This is a genomic window from Spirillospora sp. NPDC029432, assembly GCF_040703975.1.
In the GTDB taxonomy this organism is placed as follows: domain Bacteria; phylum Actinomycetota; class Actinomycetes; order Streptosporangiales; family Streptosporangiaceae; genus Spirillospora.
This window is the reverse complement of the sequence record NZ_JBEZWH010000103.1, coordinates 1-18,717: the sequence shown is the minus strand read 5'-3', so window position 1 is coordinate 18,717 and position 18,717 is coordinate 1. Positions and strand designations below refer to the sequence as shown.

Below are 18,717 nucleotides of genomic sequence, written 5' to 3'. Positions count from 1 at the left end.
GGTCCGGCTCGGCGCCACCGGGCCCGCGGTGACCGCGGGCCTCGTCCGGCTGGCCGGGGACACCGCCCTCCGGAACCGGCCGGCCGTGCTCGGCCGGCTGCTGCGGCTGGAGGCGGCGCTCCCGGCCGGGGTGCTGGTGCCGCTGCTCGCCGACCCCGACCCGATGATCTGGTCGCCGGCCGGATCCCTGCTGCGGCTGCTGCCCGATGCCGACGCCGTCCTGGCCGACCTGGTCCGCACCGCCGGGGGAGAGGTACGGCGGCGGGCGCTGAACCTGCTGGCCCGCCCGCAGGCCGGCGTCCCGGGAATGGGCGTCCCGGACGCGGATGCAGCGTACGAGGCGGCCTGGCGCCGGCTGTGGGAGCCCGCGCCGGGCGTGGTGGACGCCCTTTTGGCCGCCGCCGGGGCCGAGCGCGACCCGGACGCGCGGAGCGTCCTGTTCCGCGCGCTGGCCGCGCACCGCGCGACCGCGGCGGTGGCGCCGGCGGCCGCCTGGCTGGCCGACTCGCGCTGCGGGCCCGCCGCGGCGGCGGCACTGGCCGGGGCCGGCACGCCCGAGGCCGTCGAACTGCTGCGGCGGTTCGCCACGGGGCCGGCGGACGCCCGGGAGCGCGCCGCGGCCGTCCGCGAGATGGGCGCCGCGGGCGGTCTCGCGGAGGCCGATCTGCTGCTCCGGATGCTCGACGATCCGGCCGAGCCGGTACGGCTGGGCGCGGTGGCGGGGCTGGGCGCCTTCTTCCGGCGGTTCGACGGCGGCCGGATCGAGCGGCTGGAGCGGTGGCGGGCCGGCCGCGTCCCCGGCCTGCCGGTCCCGCCGACCTCGGACGATCCCGGCGTACGCGAGGCGGCGCGCCGCACCGCCGATCACCTGACGCGCATGCTCGCCGCCGACCCGGAGCACGCGGACGCCTACCACGACGCGCTGTGGCACGTACCGGAGGTGCGCCCGCTGCTGCCGGAACTGCTGGAAAGCCCCGACGGGCGGGTGCGGTCCACCGCGCTCCATCTCGCCGAACGGTTCGGGGAGATCGACTTCGCGGGACGGCTGCGGCTGCTGGACGACCCCGACGCCCGTGTGCGCCAGGGCGCCGCGCTCGGCTTTCTGCTGCTGGTGGAGAAGCGGGCGCCGGTGCCGGACGAGCGCGCCGCGCTCCGCCCCGGCCTCGAAAACGCCCTGGAGGACGCCGACCACTACGTCCGGACGTTCGCCGCCAGGACGCTCGCGCACCTGGACCGCGAGCCCGCCGGCCACCGGCCCTGACGGCGCGTCAGGAGCCGCCGGGCGCGCGGTGCGGTTCGAGGGCGCTCATGTACTCGACCATGCGCACGCCGATCTCGAACGCGACGTCGCCGCCGTCCAGATCGGGATCGAGCCACACCTCGGAGATCCGCCGCCAGGACGCCGGCCCGATGAACGCGCCGGCGACCGCGTCCGCGCCCAGCCGCGGGCGCCAGCTCTCCTCCGCCGCGCCCAGCCGCGCGAGCACCGCGTCGTTGTCGCGCTCGGCGCGGTGCTCGGCGTGGAAGCCGATCTCCAGCGCCCGGGTGCGGGCGGCGGCGACGATGTCCGCGCCGATGACCTGGGCCTCGTAGTGCTCGCGCTGCGGTTCGGGATCGCCGAACCACGCCTTCACCCCGTTCCGCCGCACCCGCACGTGCAGCGGCCCCAGAGCGGCCGGCGCGGAGCCCCGGACGACCTCGCCGACCTGCTCGAACAGCTCCCACTCCTCCACGGGCACCCCCCGGAATGATCCTAAACCTCCCGTGCCGGGGCGATGACGAGGGTGATGAGCAGGACGCAGACGGCGGCGAGCGCCGCGACCACGCCGGCGATCCCGATCAGCGGTTCCGCGAGCGGCAGCAGCAGGACGGCGGTGACGCAGCCCGGCACGGCGGCGGGGTGCGCGGCGGGCTGCGCCGCGATGGGGGCGTGCACCAGCCAGAGCAGGACGAGGAACGCGGCGGCCGGGACCGCCACGGCGTAGCAGACCGCGAGGGGCGTCGCGGCGAGGCCGTGCCCGGTCCGCTCGACCGCGACCTCCAGGCCGGCGCCGACGGCGGCGAGGGCGGCGAAGATGCCGTAGTGGCCGTACCCCCACAGGTACGAGCGGTGGCGGCGGTCGCTGAGGCCCTGCCCGGCCGGCGCCAGGAAATAGAGCCACCACAGCGCGAACAGCAGGACGAGGCCGGAGCCGGCGACGAGCACGAACGCGCCGTCGACGGAGGCCGTCTCGAGCGCGCCCGCGACGCCACGGGACGCGGCGAGGACGCTCTCGCCGAGCAGGATGATCGTGAACAGCCCGTACCGCTCGGCGATGTGGTGCGGGTGCCAGGTGGTGCGCGCGGTCCGCTCCGCCCACGGCGGCACCGCCAGTTCCAGGACGGCGAGGAGGACGAAGACGGGCACCTCGGCCGCCGCGGGCAGGGTGCCGGTCCCGGCCAGCAGGAGCCGGAGCAGCCAGCCCGCCTGCAGGACGGTGAAGCCGGCGGCGTAGCGGAACGCGGTGCGGCGGCGCGCCGGATCCTCGACGCCGGCGCGGATCCACTGGGAGACCAGCCCGACCCGCATGAGGAGGTAGCCGAACGTGACGCCGCGGTAGTCGCCGTCCTCGGCCGCGGCGGGCACGCCGGCGGCCAGCACCAGGACGCCGGCCATCTGCACCATGGTCAGCAGCCGGTAGGGGACGTCGTCGTTGTCGTACGACGACGCGAACCAGGTGAAGTTCATCCACGCCCACCAGATCGCGTAGAAGACCTGGAGGAACGCGACCAGCCCGGCCATGGCGTGGGCGCCGGCGATGTCGTGGGCGAAGCGGGCGGTGACGGCCGCGACCGCGACCACGAAGGTCAGGTCGAACAGCAGCTCCAGGGGGCTCGCGCCGCGGTGCGGCTCGTCGATCGGACGCGCGCGCATCCGCGCCCGGATCCCGCTTCCGGTGGTCTGTGCCGCCACGGCCTCGCTCCCGTCCTTGTGGGTTCCGCCTCCCAGGACGACAGAGCGGCGCCCCGATCTGTGACACCCCCGCGCCGGGGCCGGCCTGTCACAGACCCGGGGGCCGTCTTGTCCTAGCTGCTGTACGCCCCGTCGCGCGGACGGGGCCGGTGTAGGCAGCACGGAGGTGCGCGCAATGAAGATCGTGGTCATCGGCGGCAGCGGGCTCATCGGCAGCAAGGTCGTCGCGAGGCTCGGCGACCAAGGGCACGAGGCCGTGGTGGCCGCCCCCCAGACCGGGGTCAACACGCTCACGGGGGAGGGGCTCGCGGAGGTGCTGAAGGGCGCCGATGTGGTGGTCGACGTGTCGAACTCGCCGTCGTTCGAGGCCGCGGCGGTGATGGAGTTCTTCACCACGTCCAGCCGCAACGTGCTGGCGGCCGAGGCGGAGGCGGGCGTCGGCCACCATGTCGCGCTGTCGGTCGTGGGCACCTCGCGGCTGCCCGACAGCGGCTACTTCCGGGCGAAGGTCGCGCAGGAGGAGCTGATCGCGGCCTCGCCGGTCCCGTACTCGCTCGTGCACGCCACCCAGTTCTTCGAGTTCGCCGGCGCCATCGCGGACTCGGCGACCGAGGGCGGCACGGTACGGGTGCCGGACGCGCTGATCCAGCCGATCGCGGCCGACGAGGTCGCCGACGCGGTGACGCGGGCCGCCCTGGGCGAGCCGACCCGGGGCGTCACCGAGGTGGCCGGGCCCGAGTCGTTCACCTTCGCGGAGCTGATCGAGCGGTTCTTCGAGGCCCGCGCCGACGAGCGCGAGGTGGTCTCCGACCCGGAGGCGCGCTACTTCGGCGCGCGGCTGGAGGAGAAGTCGCTGCTCCCCGGCGAGGGCGCCGGCATCGGCAGGATCCGGTTCGCCGACTGGCTGAAGGCGCAGACCGCGAAGTGAGGGGCACCCGCCGGTGAAACGGCCCCGGGCCCGGGCGGTCGCGCGTACGCGCACCGCCCGGGCCCGGCACCAGGATCCCGGTGAACGGCCGTGAACGGTCAGGGGGCCGCCGCGCTGGCGGCGGCCGGTTCGGGCCGTGCCGCGGGGGCCTCGTCCGGTATCCGCAGGAACAGCCCGGCGACGAGCGACACCAGGGCCGCGACCGCCATGTAGACCGCGATCGCGAACCAGCCGCCGGTCCCTTCCAGCAGCGCCGTGGAGAGCGCGGGCGCGATCGCGTTGCTGCCGATGAGGCCGGTCGTGAACGCGATGGACATGCCGCTGAAGCGGATCTCCGACGGGAACACGGCGGAGAAGTACGCCGGGACGACGGCGTAGTTGGCGGCGTAGCTCACGAGCAGGAGGGCGAACCCGAGCAGCATCCAGCCCCACTGCCGGGTCTCCAGCAGGGCGAACCAGGCGAACGGCGCCACCACGAGGGCCGCCGCCCCGCCCAGGAAGACGGGCCGGACCCCGATCCGGTCGCCGAGGCGGCCGAACAGCGGCACGCAGACCAGCACGACCACGGTGGCGGGCAGGAGGACCGAGAGCATCGTGTCGCCGCTGAGCCCGAGCCCGGCCTTGCCGTAGCTGAGGGAGTACACCGTGGCCATGGTGAACGCGGTGCCCGCGGCCACGATGCCGAGCGCGACGAGGGCGACCGTCCGCCACGCGGTGCGGAACAGGTCGGCGACCGGCAGCCGGCGCACCTCGCTGCGCTCCTTGACCTCGTCGAACTCGGGGCTCTCCTCGACCCCGAGCCGGACCAGCAGCCCGATCACCACCAGGACGGCGCTGACCAGGAACGGGATCCGCCAGCCCCAGGACCGCATGGCGCCCTCGTCCATCGCCATCACCGGCAGGAACGCCAGGTTGGCGAGCAGGAGGCCCGCGGTGGTGCCGGTGTTGACCAGGGAGCCGAGGAAGCCGCGCCGCCCGCGGTCGGAGTGCTCGGTGGTCATCAGCACCGCGCCCCCGTACTCGCCGCCGGCCGAGACGCCCTGCAGGAGGCGGGCGATCACGAGCAGGACCGGCGCGGCGATGCCGATCGTCCCGTAGTCGGGCAGCACGCCGATCGTGAACGTGGCGGCGCCCATGAGGACGAGCGTCGCGACCAGGATCGTCTTGCGGCCCACCCGGTCGCCGAAGTGGCCGAACACCAGGGCGCCGAGCGGCCGCGCGACGTATCCGGCGGCGAAGGTCCCCAGGGACAGCAGTGTCGCCACGAACGGGTCGGTGGCCGGGAAGAAGATGTCGGCGAAGACGAGTGACGCCGCCAGGCCGTAACAGGCGTAGTCGTAGTACTCGACCGTGGTGCCGATCCAGCTCGCGAGCGTGGCTCTCCTACGTTGCCGCGCGGTGCTGGTGGTGGCGGTCATGGGCGCCCTCCGAGAGATGAATGTGAACGCGCGTCCAGCGCCGCGGGCAGGGGCACGGCCTGGTGTGACGGCGTTCACCACAAGTTCGCCGTACTATGTACGGTTCAAAGAACGTTTGTCAAGGGTCGCCCTCCGGTAGGGAACGGGCCGGCGTTTGCCGAGGTCCGGGAGTCGAAGGGTATGCGCCGGGGGTCCGGTTGAAATCCGTACGCCAAACCGTACATAGTACTGACATTGGCCGCCCGGACGAGAGGACCGAAGACCATGGGACGACGACCGCGACCGCGACGGACCGCCCGCGAAGGCGGGAGCGCGCCGCATGCCGCGCGCTGAGGCCCCGCCCCGCCGGGCTTACGCGGCGGCCCCGCACGGGCTGATCCACTACGCCGAGCGGGGGGAGGGCGCCCCGGTGCTCCTTCTGCACCAGACGCCGCGCTCGTGGGACGAGTACCGCGACGTGCTCCCGCTGATCGGAGCCCGGTACCGGGCGATCGCGATGGACACGCCCGGATTCGGCGCGTCCGACCCGCCGGCCGGGCCGTGGAGCGTCGAGGCGTTCGCGGCCGGGGTCCTCGCGCTCTGCGACGCGCTGGAGCTGGACCGGGTGGCGCTCGCCGGGCACCACACCGGCGGGGTGGTCGCCGTCGAGGTGGCCGCCCGCGCGCCCGAGCGGGTGAGCGCCCTGGTGCTGTCCGGCGTCCCGTACGTGGACGCCGCGCGGCGGGCGGAGGTGGCGGCCCGGCCGCCCATCGACGAGGTGACCCCGCGGCCGGACGGCTCGCACCTGGCGGGCCTGTGGAACAACCGCCGGCCCTACTACCCGGACGACCGGCCCGACCTCCTCGACCGCCTGGTCCGCGACGCGCTGAACGTCCTGGACCGGGTCGAGGAGGGGCACCGGGCGGTCAACGCCTACGAGATGGAGCGGCGCATCGGCCTGGTGCGCGCGCCCGCGCTCGTCCTGTGCGGGGAACTGGACGGGTTCTCCCGCCCCGACATGGCGGCCCTGGCCGGACGCCTGGCGGACGCGCGCACCGAGCTGCTGCCGGGCACCGGCGTCCCCGCCGCCGACCACCGTCCCGACCTGTTCGCCGCGGCCGTGCTGCGCTTCCTGGACGAGGTGGCGTGATGGGCAGTGTCGTCACCTGGATCCCGGCCGGCGGCACCATCGAGGCCGCCGGCCGGGACCGGCTCGACCTGGTCTCGTACGGCGAGAGCGGCCGCCGGGTCACCCCGGCCGAGATCCTGGCGGAGCTGCCCGAGCTGGCCGGGATCGCCGAGGTCCGGACGCTGCCCTGGGCCGATCCCGGCCGCGCGCAGCTCCCGCCGAGCCACGCCTGGACGCTCGCCGACCTGGCGGCGCTGGCGCGGCTGGTCCGGGAGGCCGCGGCGGACTCCGCCGGCGTGGTGGTCACCTGCGGCACCAACGGCCTGGAGGAGACCGCGTACTTCCTCGACCGCGTCCTGGACGGCGCCGTCCCGGTGGTCGTCACGGGGGCGATGCGGCCCGCGTCCGCGCTCGGCCCCGACGGGCCGGCGAACCTGCTCGCCGCGGTCCGCGTGGCGGCGCACCCGGACGCGCGCGGCTGCGGCGTGCTGGTGGTGCTCGACGACGCGATCCTCCCGGCCCGGGACGCGACCAAGGCGGCGACCTACCACCGTGGCGCGTTCCGGTCGCCGGAGTTCGGCCCGCTGGGCCGCACCGACGCGGACGGCGCCGTGGTCCTCCGCCGCCGCCCGGTGCCCGCCCCGCCCGGCGCGCGGTTCGATCCGGACGCGCTGCCCGCCGCGTTCCCGCGCGTCGACGTGGTCGCGTCCTACCTGGGCGCGGACGGGACGCTGGTGGACGCCGCGGTGGCCGCCGGCGCGCGCGGGATCGTCCACGCGGGGCTGGGCGCGGGCCATCCCACGCCGGCCGAGTGGGCCGCGCTGAAGCGCGCCGCGGACGCCGGGGTCCTGGTGTGCCAGGCGTCGCGGACGGGCTCGGGCCGCGTGGTGCCGCACGGGCCGATCCGCACCGGCGGGTTCGTCGCGTGCGGCGATCTGAGCCCGTGGAAGGCGCGCGTCCTGCTCGCCCTCGCCCTCGCCCGGGGGGACGGTCCCGGGGCCGTGCAGGCGCTCTTCGACGAAGCCTGATCGAGCATGTCCTCGCAGGCCGGAGGGGGTGCGCTTGACTCCGTACTTTAAACCGTACATAGTACGAACAACCTTTCCGCCCGCCGATCGACGGAGGTCAACGTGAACGCACCGCTGGACGGCCCCGACGAGGGGGTGCTCGAACTGCGGGTCGAGCAGCTGCGCAGGGAGGCCGGCGGCGTGCTGTCGGTGACGCTGCGCGACCCCGAGGGCGGGCTGCTCCCCGAATGGGCGCCCGGCGCGCACATCGACCTGGAGCTCCCGGGCCTGGTCCGCCAGTACTCGCTGTGCGGCGACCCCGCCGACCGGTTCACCTACACGGTCGCCGTCCTGCGGGAGGACGCCTCCGCCGGCGGCTCCGCGTACGTCCACGACGAGCTGCGGCCCGGCGACCTGGTGGAGGTGGGCGGCCCTCGCAACCACTTCGCCCTGGTCCCCGCCGAGCGCTACCTGTTCATCGCGGGCGGCATCGGCATCACCCCGATCCTGCCGATGATCCGCGCGGTCGAGGCGGCCGGGGCCGACTGGCGGCTCGCCTACGGCGGCCGGCGCCGGGAGACGATGGCGTTCCTGGACGAGCTCGCCCCGTACGGCGGCAGGGCCGAGATCACCGTCGAGGCCGAGAGCGGCCCGCTCGACCTCGCCGCCCTGCTCGGCGACCCGCAGGACGGCACCGCCGTCTACTGCTGCGGGCCGGGCGGCCTGCTGGACGCCGTCGAGGAGCGCTGCGCCGCCGGCTGGCCCGAGGGCGCCCTGCACCTGGAGCGCTTCCAGGCCAAGACGTTCGACATCGACCCGGCGGCGGAGCGGGCCTTCGAGGTGGTCTGCGCCCGCTCGGAGACCACCGTCCGGGTGCCCGCCGACCGGCCCATCGCCGACTGCCTGGACGACGCCGGGATCCCGGTGCCGACCGCCTGCCGCGAGGGCATCTGCGGCAGCTGCGAGGTCAAGATCCTCGACGGCACCGCCGAGCACCGCGACTCGCTGCTGTCCAAGGCCGAGCAGGAGGCGGGCCAGACCCTCATGGTCTGCGTCTCCCGGTCCCGCACGGACCGGCTGGTGCTCGACCTGTGAACGCCCCGGGCTTCCCCGCCGCCGTCCCCGTCCCCGTTCCCACTCACACGATCCTGGAGGTCAGCCGTGGCTGAGTCCGAGACCGCTCCCGCCGGCGCCCCCGCCGCCCGCCGCCGCCCGCGCCGCACCGCCGCGCAGGCACCCGCGTCCGCGCCCGGCGCGAAGGCCCCGTCCCCGGCGGGGCAGGACTGGTCCGCCTGGCCCACCTACAACGACGCCACCCTCGGCTTCCGCGACTTCTGGTACCCGGTGCAGTGGGCGCGCCGGATCGGCTCCAAGCCGATGCCGATCACCCTGCTCGGCGAGAAGATCGTCCTGGTCCGGGACGGCGACCGGGTCCGCGCCCTGCACGACCGCTGCCCGCACCGGGGCGTCCCGCTGTCGCTGGGCCGCCGCGAGTTCGACGGGACGATCAGCTGCCCGTACCACGGGTGGACGTTCGACCTTGAGGACGGCAAGCTCTGCGCGGTCCTCACCGACGGGCCCGAGTCGCCGATCTGCGGGAAGCTGTCGGTGCGCACCTACCCCGTCGAGGAGCGCCTCGGGCTGGTCTGGGTCTACGTCGGCGACGGCGACCCGCCCCCGGTGGAGCGCGACATCCCCGCCGAGCTCACCGAGAACGCGTTCGTGATGGGCGGCCGCACCGACGTCCGCAAGGGCAACTGGCGGTTCGCCGCGGAGAACGGCTTCGACGAGGGCCACGCCAAGTACCTGCACAACACGGCGCTGTGGCGGCTGTTCAAGGTGATGCCCGCCTGGAACAAGACCCGCATCGTGGAGTCCGATTCCGGCGGCTGGCTCATCCGCGTCCAGGACGAGATCCACTGGGAGGCCGACTTCCCCGGCCTCGGCACCTGGACCAACAAGCGGTGGTGGAAGCGGATGCCGCTGCCCGACCACCCCGGCAAGTCCGCCGACATCAACCCGGTCATCAAGAAGATGGACATCCCCGGCTTCGTGTCGATCCGGCTGCCCGGGCTGCTGCGCGTCGCCTACCCGCACTTCATCCACTACGAGTGGTACGTGCCGGTGGACGCCGACCACGTCCGCTACGTGCAGATCATGGTGCGGTTCGAGGACGGGCCGAAGGCGGCGCTCTTCAAGGCCAAGTACGTCTCCTGGATCCGCTGGCTCTTCCACGGCCAGTTCACCGGCCAGGACGCCTGGATGGTCGACGTCATGGACGCCCCGCCGGAGAAGCTCTACCGGCCCGACCTCTCCCTCACCGCCTGGCGGCGGCACATCGAGGCGAAGAAGCTCAAGGTGCAGCGCGGCAGGGGCCCCCTTGAGCGCTGAGCGCCCGCCGGCCGGCCGGGACGTCGACGCCGCCGGAACGCGGCTGCGCGTCGCCGGGCTCGGTTCCGGCCGGCCCGCCGTCCTGCTGCACGGCGGCGGGCCCGGCTGCACGGCCTGGACCGACTTCGCCCCGGTGGCCGCCCGGCTCGCCGCGGGCCGGCGGCTGATCCTCGTCGACCTGCCCCAGTACGGCGCGTCCGAGGCCCCGGAGATCGCCGGACCGGCCGCCTCGTTCCACGCCGCCCGCGTGCTCGGCCTGCTGGACGCGCTCGGCGTCGAGCGGGCGGACTTCGTGTGCCAGTCGCTCGGCGGCGCGGTCGCGCTCGCGCTGGCCGCCCGGCATCCGGAACGGGCCGGGCGGCTGGTGGTGACCGGCGCCCAGCCCGTCCCCGCGCCCTGCGGCGTGCGCTCCGACACCGCGGTCGGCGCCCGCGCCCGCGCCGCGTACTACGGGGGCGAGGGCCCCACCCCGGAGAAGATGCGGGCCCTCATCGCGGAGCTGGAATGGCACGACCCGGCCGGCCTGCCGGAGGAGACCGTCCGGCTGCGGTACGAGGCCAGCGTGACCCCGGCGGCCCTCGAACTCGCCGCCTGCCCCGGCCGGCGCGGCGTCCCGGAGGACCTCACCGGGGACCTGCCCGCCGTGCGCTCCCCGGTGCTGCTGCTGTGGGGCGAGCACGACCCGTTCGCCGGGCCCGCCTACGCGCATTCGCTGGCCGCCAGGATCCCCCGCGCGGACGTCGCCGTCCTGGGCCGCACCGCCCACCATCCCGCCGAGGAGCGGCCCGCCGCGTACGCCGCGCTGGCCGCCGCCCACCTGGACGGGCACCTGCCGTGACCACCCGATCCACCGGAGGTTCATCCATGCCAAGCAAGAAGACCCTGCTCCTCGCCACCGCCGCCGCCGGGATCGGCCTGCTCGCCGCCAGGCCGCTGCGCCGGGGCGCGAGCCAGGCGTTCCTGTACGCCACCGGCACCGTCGTCCGCGACGAGCGGCCCGCCGCGCGCCAGGCCGCGGAGCCGGCCGCGGAAGGGCGCTGAGATGCCCGCACGGCTTGATCCGCAGCGGCGCGCCTGGGCCGAGGCGGCCTGGGCCCGGATCGACGACCGGCGGCTCACCGCCCTGATCGCCGGGATGGTGGACATCCCCAGCCCGACCGGCGGCGAGGGCCCGCTGGCGCGCTGGCTCGCCGGCCGGCTCGGCGAGGCCGGGCTGGAGGGCCGCTACCAGCCGATCGACGACGACCAGGGCAACGCGGTCGGCCGGCTGCGCGGCGACGGCACCGGCCCCGACCTGCTCCTGTACGCGCCGATCGACACCCTCACCACCGGCACCGAGGACGAGGACGTCCCGCAGGTCGGCGAGGAGCTGCGGCCAGACATGCGGCCCGCCGCGGTGGTGGACGGCGACTTCGTCATCGGCCTGGGCGCCAGCAACCCCAAGGGGCACGGCGCCGCGCTGATCGCCGCCGCCGAGGCGGTCGCGGCGGCGGGCGTCCCGCTGCGCGGCGACCTGCTGGTCGGACTCGGCGCCGGCGGCATGCCGACCAACAAGCGGGACGTGCCGGAGATTCGCCGGTACAACGCCGGGCAGGGCAGCGGCTGCTCGTTCATGCTCGAACAGGGCCTCTGGGCGGATCACGCCGTCATCGCCAAGCCGGGCTGGACGGCGGCGTGGGAGGAGGTCGGCCTCTGCTGGTTCGAGGTCCGGGTGCGCGGGACGTACAGCTACGTCGGCAGCCGCCACCGGATGGCCTACCGCAACCCGATCGTGGACGCCGGCACGGTCATCGCGGGCCTGGAGGAGTGGTTCCCCGAGTACAGCGCCCGGCACACCGGCGGCCTGGTCGCCCCGCAGGCCAACATCGGCGGCATCGAGGGCGGCTGGCGCCGTACCGCGTCGCTGTCCCCGGCGACCTGCCGCTTCCACGTCGACCTGCGCATCAGCCCGCGGACGACGCCGATGGAGGCCAAGCGCGAGTTCGCCGAGGCCATCGAGCGGATCCGCGCCAGGCACCCGGAGATCGACCTGGACTGGGAGATGACCCTCGCCATCCCCGGCACCGCGACCCCCGAGTCCGACTGGATCGTCGCCGCCACCAAGGCCGCATGGGAGGAACTGGAGGGACGGCCGCACGAGCCGATCCTGAACAACAGCGGCGCCACCGACGCCAACATCCTCCGCAACCGCGGCATCCCCACCGCCCGGACCGGCATGGACCGCATCGGCCCCGGCGCGCCGATGGAACTGGACTTCCCGGCCGGGATGAACGTCGTGGACGTCCGGGAGGCCCGCAAGCTCGTCCGCGCCCTCGTCCACACCATCGTCGACACCTGCACCCGCACCCGGGAGGAGACCGCGTGAGCTCGATCGTCCTCGGGGTCGGCGCCTCGCACAGCACCCTGATGAACACGCACTGGGACGAGGTCGACCACCTCCCCGGCGCGCACCGCTTCCGGGACGGCCTGGCCGAGGCCCGCCGGCTCGTGGAGGAGGCCCGCCCGGACGCCGTCGTCGTCATCGGGTCCAACCACTTCCGCGGCTTCTTCCTCGACATGATGCCGGCGTTCACCGTCGGCGTCGGCGAGGTGAACGGCGCGGGCGAGGCCGGCACCCCCGGCGGCCCGCTCCCGGTCGACACCGGCCTCGCCCGGCACCTGGTGGACTCGCTGGTCGGCGCCGGCTTCGACCCCGCGTTCTCGCTGCGGCTGACCGTCGACCACGGCATCACCCACGGCCTCCAGTACCTCGTGCCCGAGCTGGACGTCCCGGTGGTGCCGGTCGTCGTCAACATGTTCGCGCCGCCGCTGCCCTCGCTGCGCCGCTGCCACGACCTCGGCACGGCGATCGGCGCCGCCGTCCGCTCCGACGGCGCGGGCAAGCGCGTCGTGGTGATCGCCTCCGGCGGGCTCTCGCACCGGCTGCCATGGCCCAAGTGGTACGACGCGCTCAGCGAGGACGACCGCTTCCTCGTCCAGGCCTGGCTGAACGGCCGCGACTCGTGGAGCGAGTACGAGGTCCGCCGCCGCCAGATCATCCGGGCCGCCGAACCCGACATCAACCCCGGCTTCGACGAGCGCTTCCTGGACCTGCTCGAACGCGGCGGCCTCGACTCCCTGCTCGGCATGACCAGCGACGAGCTGGCCGCCGCCGCCGGCAACGGCGCCCAGGAGATCCGGTCCTGGCTCGCGATGGCCGCCGCCGTCGGCCCCGCCGCGGGCCGCACCCTCGCCTACGCCCCGATCGACGCCTGGCTCACCGGCATGGGCGTCGCCGCCCTGCACCCCGAGCCCGCCGAGCCCGCCACCCCCAAGGAGGACCGACCATGACCATCTGGACCGACCTGACCGGCATCGACTTCGCCGTACGCCACGTCGACGCGGGCGGCCTGCGCACCCGCTCCCTCCAGGCCGGCAGCGGCGAGCCGCTGATCTTCCTGCACGGCACCAGCGGCCACCTGGAGGCGTTCGTCCGCAACTTCCCGGCGCACGCCGTCGAGTACGCCTGCCACGCCATCGACATGATCGGCCATGGCTACACGGACGGGCCCGCCGAGCCGTACCGGATCCCCCGCTACGTCGAGCACGTCCTCGGCTACCTGGACGCCTGCGGCATCGAGCGGGCCCACTTCGTCGGCGAGTCGCTCGGCGGCTGGGTCGCCGCGCGGCTGGCCGCCGACCATCCCGGGCGCGTCGGGCGGCTCACCCTCGTCGCGCCCGGCGGCACCGTCGCCAACCCGGCCGTGATGGAACGGATCAAGACCAGCACCCGGGCCGCCGTGACGACCGACGACATCGGCCTCACCCGGAAGCGGCTGCACCTGCTCATGCACGACCCGGCCGCGAACGTCTCCGAGGAGCTGGTGGAGGTCCGGCACGCGATCTACCACCGGCCCGAGTTCGTCGAGGCCATCGACAACCTGCTCTGCCTCCAGGAAATGGAGAACCGGCGGGAGGATCTGCTCACCCCCGAGCAGATGGGCCGCATCACCGCCCCGACCCTGATCGTGTGGGGCGCGCAGAACCCGTTCGGCGACGTCCCCGAGGCGCACCGCATGAACGCGTCCATCCCCGGCTCCCGCCTGGAGATCTTCGCGGAGTGCGGCCACTGGCCGCAGCACGAGCACGCGGACCGGTTCAACGCCCTGAACCTGGCGTTCCTGGCGGAGGGCCGCGCATGACGTCCCCCGTCCCGCTGATCGGCGTCCGCGTCCCGCCCTGCGACCGCGCCGACCGGGTGGTCGGGGCCGTGCGGCGGGCCGAGGAGCTGGGGTTCGACCAGGCGTGGTTCCCCGACTCCCAGCTGCTCTGGCGAGACGTCTTCACCACCCTGACCGCCGCCGCCCTCGGCACGGAGCGGATCGGGCTGGGCACCGCCGTCACCAACCTCGCCACCCGGCACCCGGCCGTGGTCGCGTCCGCCGCGCGCAGCGTCGCCGAGCTGGCCCCGGGACGGTTCACCCTCGGCCTGGGCGTCGGCAACAGCTCGGTCGGGCCGGTCGGGATGCGCCCCTCCACCGGGACGGAGATGCGGGACGGCTTCGCGATGCTGCGGTCCCTGCTGGACGGCGCCGAATGGGACTTCGGCGGCGGCGCGCGCTCCCGGCTCCGCGACCCCGCCCGGGTACCGCTGTACATGGCCGCCAGCGGGCCGCGCAACCTGCGGCTGGCCGGGGAGATCGCGGACGGGGCCGTCCTGCTCAGCGGCGTCTCGGCGGAGACGCTCGCCGACGCGTCCGCGCGGGTGCGGGAGGGCGCCCGGGCGGCGGGACGCGCGGAGGTGCCGCTGGTCGCGTCGGCGTTCTGCGCGGTGACCGGCGACGTGGAGCGCGCGGCCCGGCGGCTCAAGCCCATCTGCGCCGGCATCGCGCAGACCGGCGGCGCCAAGGCCCTCGCCCTGTCGGGGATCCACCTGGACGTCCCGGACCGCGTCGAGGGCCCGTACCCCGACCTCGTCCACGCCGAGGACTGGGACGCGGCCGTCGAGATCTGCTCCCGGTGGGTCAGCGACGAGGCCGCCGCCGCGTTCGCCCGCGCGTTCTGCCTCTTCGGGACGGCCGAGGAGATCGCCGCGCGGCTCCGCGGACTCGGCCGGGCCGGGGTCGCCGGCGTCTACCTCCAGCACGTCGGCTCGTACGACCTGCCGGACGACCTGATCGAGGCGGTCGGCGGGAGCGTGCTGCCCCTCCTGCGGGAGGGGGCGTGACCGTCCTGGAGGAGCTGGCCGCCCGTTCGGCGCGCGCGCCGCTGGAGGCCGGCGCCGGCACCCGCGCGCTGGCGGCCCTGCACGTCCTGGACACCGCCGGCTGCGTGATCGCGGGCTCGTCGCATCCGCTGGCGGCCGCGCTGCCCGCGCTCGCCGCGACCGGAGGGTCCGGCGCCCTGGCGGTGATCGGGCTCCCCGGCGGCCACCCGCTCCGCACCGCCGTCCTGGTGGAGTCGGCCCTGGCGCACGTGGACGAGTACGACGCGCTGCATCCGGCGGCCGCGGTGGTGCCGGCCGCGGTGACCGTCCCCGCCGCGCTGGCGGTGGCCGACCGCGAGGACCTCTCCGGCCGGGCCGTGGCGGACGCGGTGATCGCCGGGTACGAGGCGGCCGCCGAGGCCGGGATCCGCTTCGGCGGCCCGCGCCTCTACGAGCGGTCCTGGTGGCCGACCGCGCTGTTCGGGGCGCTCGGCGCCGCGGCGGCCACCGCGTCGCTGCTGGCGCTGGACGAGGACCGGACCGCCGCCGCGCTCGGCATCGCGGCGGCCGGGCTCGGCGGCCTGCTGAGCGCGGACGCCCTCGGCACCGGCCACTACCTGCTGGCCGGCCGCGCCGCCGCGGACGGCGTGGAGGCCGCCTACCTGGCGCGCGGGGGAGCGGACGCGAGCCGCACCCTGCTCGACGGGCCGGCCGCGGCGGCCCTCGGCGCGGCGCCGGGCCCCGCCACGGCCGGCGGCCACCTGCGCGGCTGCTCGTTCAAGGCCTATCCCTGCGCCCGCCCCCTGCACGCCGCGCTCGACGCCCTCACCGCGCTCGTGCGGCGGGGCGTCCCGGTGGCGGCGGCGCGGCGGATCGAGATCGGCCTGCCCGGGCCGCTGCTCCGGTTCGTCACCGCGGACCGGAACCCGCCGGGCCCGGCGGAGGCCGCCGCGAGCGCGGCGTTCGCGGTGGGCGCGCTGCTCTCGGACGCGGCGGGCGACGCGTCCTTCTACCGCGGCGCGCTGCCGCCCGGCGTCCCGGAGGTCGTGCTACTGCCCGACCCTGGCCTGGACCGTAACCTGCCCGGCCGCTGGGGCGCCCGCGTCACCGTCCGTCCGGCGGACGGCGGCCCGGCCCATGAGGAAGTATGCGAGGAGGCGCGCCCGGCAGGCGAGGAGGCGGTGGTCGCCAAGTTCCGGCGGCAGGCCGGCGGCGCGGAGGACCGGATCTCCCGCTGCCTGGCGCTGGACGAGGAGCCCCGGGCGCGGGGCCTGCGGCGCGACCTCTTCGGCCGTCCGTCCGGCGATACCGAGTGCTGATACTGAGTACCGTATTGTGTACCGGACGTACGTAACCGAGACATGAAGGAGCCGGCGGGCATGGGCCGTACGGGTTCACAGCGCGGCGGGCGCACGGTCAGCCTCGAAGCCATCGTCCAGGCATCCCTCAAGATCGCCGACAGTGAGGGGCTCGACGACCTCACCATCCGCCGCATCGCCTCCGAGCTGGGCGTGGGCGCCATGACCCTCTACGGGTACGTGCGCAGCAAGGAGGAGATCCTCGACGCGATGGCCGACCACGTCCTCGGCGGCATCCGGATCCCCGAGGCGGACCCGGCCGACCCCGCCGCCGTCCTGCGCGCGGCCGCGAGCGGCTTCCTCGCCATGATGCGGGAGCACCCCAGCATGGTGCAGCTCATGACCAGCCGGGTCACCATGAGCATGCACTCGATGGAGGGCGGCCTGGAGGGCGTCCTCTCCCGCTTCCTGGAGGCCGGCCTGTCCCCGGAGACGGCCGTCCGCTGCTACTCGTTCCTCATCACCTACGCCCTGGGCTTCGCCGGCTACCAGCACCCGCGCCCCTGGGGCCACACCGACCGCCCCGAGAGCGTGGAACTGCGCCGGCAACGCAAGCACTTCTACGCCTCCCTGCCGGCCGAGAAGTTCCCGAGCGTGATCGCCATCGCCGACCACCTGGTCGACCTGCCCGCGGACGCCCAGTTCGACTTCGGCGTCGAGTGCTTCATCGCCTCCGTCCTCGCCGGCGGGGACCGCGCGTCCTGAACCGTCCTGAACCGTCCTGCCCGGGCGGCCGCGGATTCGTGGGGGACGTCCCCCTTGCGTAGGGTCGGCGCGTGAGCGAAACGATCATCGCGGTCCGGGGGTTGGGGGTGGAGCTGGGCGGCGTCCGGGTGCTGGGCGGCGTCGAGCTCGCGGCGGCCCCCGGCGACGTCATCGCCGTCACCGGCGTGAACGGCGCCGGGAAGTCGACCCTGCTGCGCTGCCTGGCGGGCCTGCAGCGGCCGGCGGCGGGGGAGCTGGACGTCCTCGGCGCGCCCCCGGCGGACGGGCCCGCGTTCTGGCGCGACGTCGTCCTCATCGCGGACGAGCCGGCCTGGTACCCGGGGCTGTCGGTGCGCGAGCACCTGGAGCTGATGCGGGCCGTGCACCGCTCGTCCCGCATGGGGACCGGCGAGATCCTGGAGCTGTTCGACCTGGCGGGATGCGGCGACATGACGCCGCTGTCGATGTCCACCGGGCAGCGGCAGCGGCTGTCGCTGGCGATGGGCCTGGTCCGGCCGAGCCGGGTGCTGCTGCTGGACGAGCCGGAGCGCGGCCTCGACCCGGCGTTCCGCGGCCGGCTGGCGGAGATCCTCGCCGGGTACGCGGCGGCGGGCGGCACCGTGGTGATGGCGACGCACGACCTCGACCTGGCCGCCGGTGCCCGCCGGGTGACGCTGGGAGCCGCCGCGTGACCGGCGTCCCAGAGGTCCGCGCGTACATCCGGGCCCGCGGCCGGAGGCCCGCGAGCTGGACGGACCGGTACGCCCTGCTCGCCGGCGCGGCGATCCTGGTGCTGCTGCTCGGGCCGCTCGCCGGCGGCATCCTCGCGTCGATCGCGCGCGAGGCGGAACCGTCGCGGGCCTGCGCGGGGCTCGCCCTGGTGGCGCTGGCGTACGCGGGGTTCCTCGCCCTCGCCCGCGCGTTCGGGCCCGTGGCGCTCCCCGCCGCCGACGCGGCCTGGCTGGTGCTCTCGCCCCTTCCGCGCCGCGGCGTGCTCGCCCGCACCGCGGCGATCCTGCTCGCGCTCGCGCTGGCCGGCGGTGTCGCCCTCGGCATCGCCCTGCTGGCCGCCTTCGGCGCGCCGGACCACACCACCGCGCGCCTGATCGTCGCGGTGGCGCTGGGCGCCGCCGCGACGGCCGGCGGGATGGCGGCGGCCGTGCTGGCCCAGGCGTCCCCGGCGTGGGACGCGTGGGCGCAGGCCGCGATCGCCGGGGCGGTGTCCGTGGCCGTGCTCGCGGTCGTGCTCGGCAACGGCCCCGGCCGTTCCCTGCTCGCCTCCGCCGCGGACGCGCCGGTGGCCCTGGGCGCGGCTCTGGCCGCGGCGTGCGCGGCCGTCGCGGCGCTGCTGCTGCGGCTCGCGTGGGGAGCGCTCGACCGCGTCCCCGCCCGCGCCCTCCTGGACGCCTCCACCCGTACCGGCCACGTCGTCGCCGCGTCGGTCGTCCTGGAGCCCGGCGCCCTGACCTGGATCGCCGAGGACTCCCACTGGCGGGGCCGGACCGTACGCTCCCGCCCGTGGCCCGTGGCACTGGGCCGCACGGGGAGCGGTGCGGCGGCCATCGCCTGGCTGGACTGGCGGAGGCTGGCGCGCCGCCCCGGCCGGGTGATCATCCTGCTCGGCCTCGCCGCGCTGCCCGCCCTGGCCGCCCAGGCCGGGCTCG

At 75.6% G+C, this 18,717-nt stretch carries 19 protein-coding genes; 16 read left to right on the top strand and 3 right to left on the bottom strand.

The window, feature by feature from the left end; genetic code table 11:
* The coding region (locus AB0881_RS39505; protein ID WP_366625735.1) for a hypothetical protein at window positions 1-1,261 on the top strand (1,261 nt) is incomplete at its 5' end.
* A gap of 7 nt (window positions 1,262-1,268) precedes the next feature.
* Here the strand turns inward: AB0881_RS39505 and AB0881_RS39500 are convergent.
* Window positions 1,269-1,739 carry a hypothetical protein gene (locus AB0881_RS39500; protein ID WP_366625733.1) on the bottom strand — a complete coding sequence of 157 codons (471 nt, stop codon included), beginning with the start codon at window positions 1,737-1,739 and terminating at the stop codon, window positions 1,269-1,271.
* Window positions 1,740-1,753: 14 nt separating this feature from the next.
* On the bottom strand, window positions 1,754-2,953 hold the full coding sequence (locus AB0881_RS39495) for a low temperature requirement protein A (protein ID WP_366625731.1): 1,200 nt from the start codon (window positions 2,951-2,953) through the stop codon (window positions 1,754-1,756).
* 175 nt (window positions 2,954-3,128) lie between these two features.
* On the opposite strand from AB0881_RS39495, the gene AB0881_RS39490 reads away from it, so the two are divergent.
* Window positions 3,129-3,881 (top strand): SDR family oxidoreductase, encoded by a 753-nt coding sequence (locus AB0881_RS39490; protein WP_366625730.1) that lies wholly within the window; start codon window positions 3,129-3,131, stop codon window positions 3,879-3,881.
* Window positions 3,882-3,979: 98 nt separating this feature from the next.
* On the opposite strand, the gene AB0881_RS39485 is transcribed toward AB0881_RS39490, so the two are convergent.
* Window positions 3,980-5,299 carry an MFS transporter gene (locus AB0881_RS39485; protein WP_366625728.1) on the bottom strand — a complete coding sequence of 440 codons (1,320 nt, stop codon included), beginning with the start codon at window positions 5,297-5,299 and terminating at the stop codon, window positions 3,980-3,982.
* A gap of 319 nt (window positions 5,300-5,618) precedes the next feature.
* Between AB0881_RS39485 and AB0881_RS39480 the strand changes: the two genes are divergently transcribed.
* From AB0881_RS39480 to AB0881_RS39415, 14 genes are all read left to right on the top strand, one after another.
* Window positions 5,619-6,428, top strand: coding sequence for an alpha/beta hydrolase (locus tag AB0881_RS39480; RefSeq protein WP_366625726.1), 810 nt, complete (start codon window positions 5,619-5,621; stop codon window positions 6,426-6,428).
* The gene (locus AB0881_RS39475) at window positions 6,428-7,435 is read left to right on the top strand and encodes an asparaginase (RefSeq protein ID WP_366625724.1); all 1,008 of its coding nucleotides are present in this window, start codon (window positions 6,428-6,430) and stop codon (window positions 7,433-7,435) included. Before AB0881_RS39480 ends, AB0881_RS39475 begins: the two co-directional genes overlap by 1 nt.
* A gap of 102 nt (window positions 7,436-7,537) precedes the next feature.
* Window positions 7,538-8,509, top strand: coding sequence for a PDR/VanB family oxidoreductase (locus AB0881_RS39470; RefSeq protein WP_366625722.1), 972 nt, complete (start codon window positions 7,538-7,540; stop codon window positions 8,507-8,509).
* A 66-nt stretch (window positions 8,510-8,575) separates the two neighbouring features.
* Window positions 8,576-9,805, top strand: coding sequence for a Rieske 2Fe-2S domain-containing protein (locus AB0881_RS39465; RefSeq protein WP_366625720.1), 1,230 nt, complete (start codon window positions 8,576-8,578; stop codon window positions 9,803-9,805).
* Window positions 9,795-10,643 carry an alpha/beta hydrolase gene (locus AB0881_RS39460; protein WP_366625718.1) on the top strand — a complete coding sequence of 283 codons (849 nt, stop codon included), beginning with the start codon at window positions 9,795-9,797 and terminating at the stop codon, window positions 10,641-10,643. Before AB0881_RS39465 ends, AB0881_RS39460 begins: the two co-directional genes overlap by 11 nt.
* A 26-nt stretch (window positions 10,644-10,669) precedes the next feature.
* On the top strand, window positions 10,670-10,846 hold the full coding sequence (locus tag AB0881_RS39455) for a hypothetical protein (RefSeq protein ID WP_366625716.1): 177 nt from the start codon (window positions 10,670-10,672) through the stop codon (window positions 10,844-10,846).
* Between the two features lies 1 nt (window position 10,847).
* Complete coding sequence (locus AB0881_RS39450; protein WP_366625714.1) at window positions 10,848-12,170, top strand: peptidase dimerization domain-containing protein; 1,323 nt, start codon at window positions 10,848-10,850, stop codon at window positions 12,168-12,170.
* The gene (locus AB0881_RS39445) at window positions 12,167-13,135 is read left to right on the top strand and encodes a hypothetical protein (protein WP_366625712.1); all 969 of its coding nucleotides are present in this window, start codon (window positions 12,167-12,169) and stop codon (window positions 13,133-13,135) included. The genes AB0881_RS39450 and AB0881_RS39445 overlap by 4 nt, the downstream gene beginning before the upstream one ends.
* Window positions 13,132-13,986, top strand: a complete 855-nt coding sequence (locus AB0881_RS39440; protein WP_366625711.1) for an alpha/beta fold hydrolase — start codon at window positions 13,132-13,134, stop codon at window positions 13,984-13,986. Before AB0881_RS39445 ends, AB0881_RS39440 begins: the two co-directional genes overlap by 4 nt.
* Window positions 13,983-15,011 (top strand): LLM class flavin-dependent oxidoreductase, encoded by a 1,029-nt coding sequence (locus tag AB0881_RS39435; RefSeq protein WP_366625709.1) that lies wholly within the window; start codon window positions 13,983-13,985, stop codon window positions 15,009-15,011. The genes AB0881_RS39440 and AB0881_RS39435 overlap by 4 nt, the downstream gene beginning before the upstream one ends.
* Complete coding sequence (locus AB0881_RS39430; RefSeq protein ID WP_366625707.1) at window positions 15,008-16,309, top strand: MmgE/PrpD family protein; 1,302 nt, start codon at window positions 15,008-15,010, stop codon at window positions 16,307-16,309. The genes AB0881_RS39435 and AB0881_RS39430 overlap by 4 nt, the downstream gene beginning before the upstream one ends.
* A 42-nt stretch (window positions 16,310-16,351) precedes the next feature.
* A complete protein-coding gene (locus AB0881_RS39425; RefSeq protein ID WP_366625705.1) occupies window positions 16,352-17,053 on the top strand; it encodes a TetR/AcrR family transcriptional regulator in 702 nt (233 codons plus the stop codon).
* A 71-nt stretch (window positions 17,054-17,124) separates the two neighbouring features.
* Complete coding sequence (locus AB0881_RS39420) at window positions 17,125-17,745, top strand: ABC transporter ATP-binding protein (protein WP_366625703.1); 621 nt, start codon at window positions 17,125-17,127, stop codon at window positions 17,743-17,745.
* Window positions 17,742-18,717: DUF6297 family protein (locus AB0881_RS39415; RefSeq protein WP_366625701.1), on the top strand; the 976-nt coding region annotated here is incomplete at its 3' end. The genes AB0881_RS39420 and AB0881_RS39415, both read left to right, overlap by 4 nt.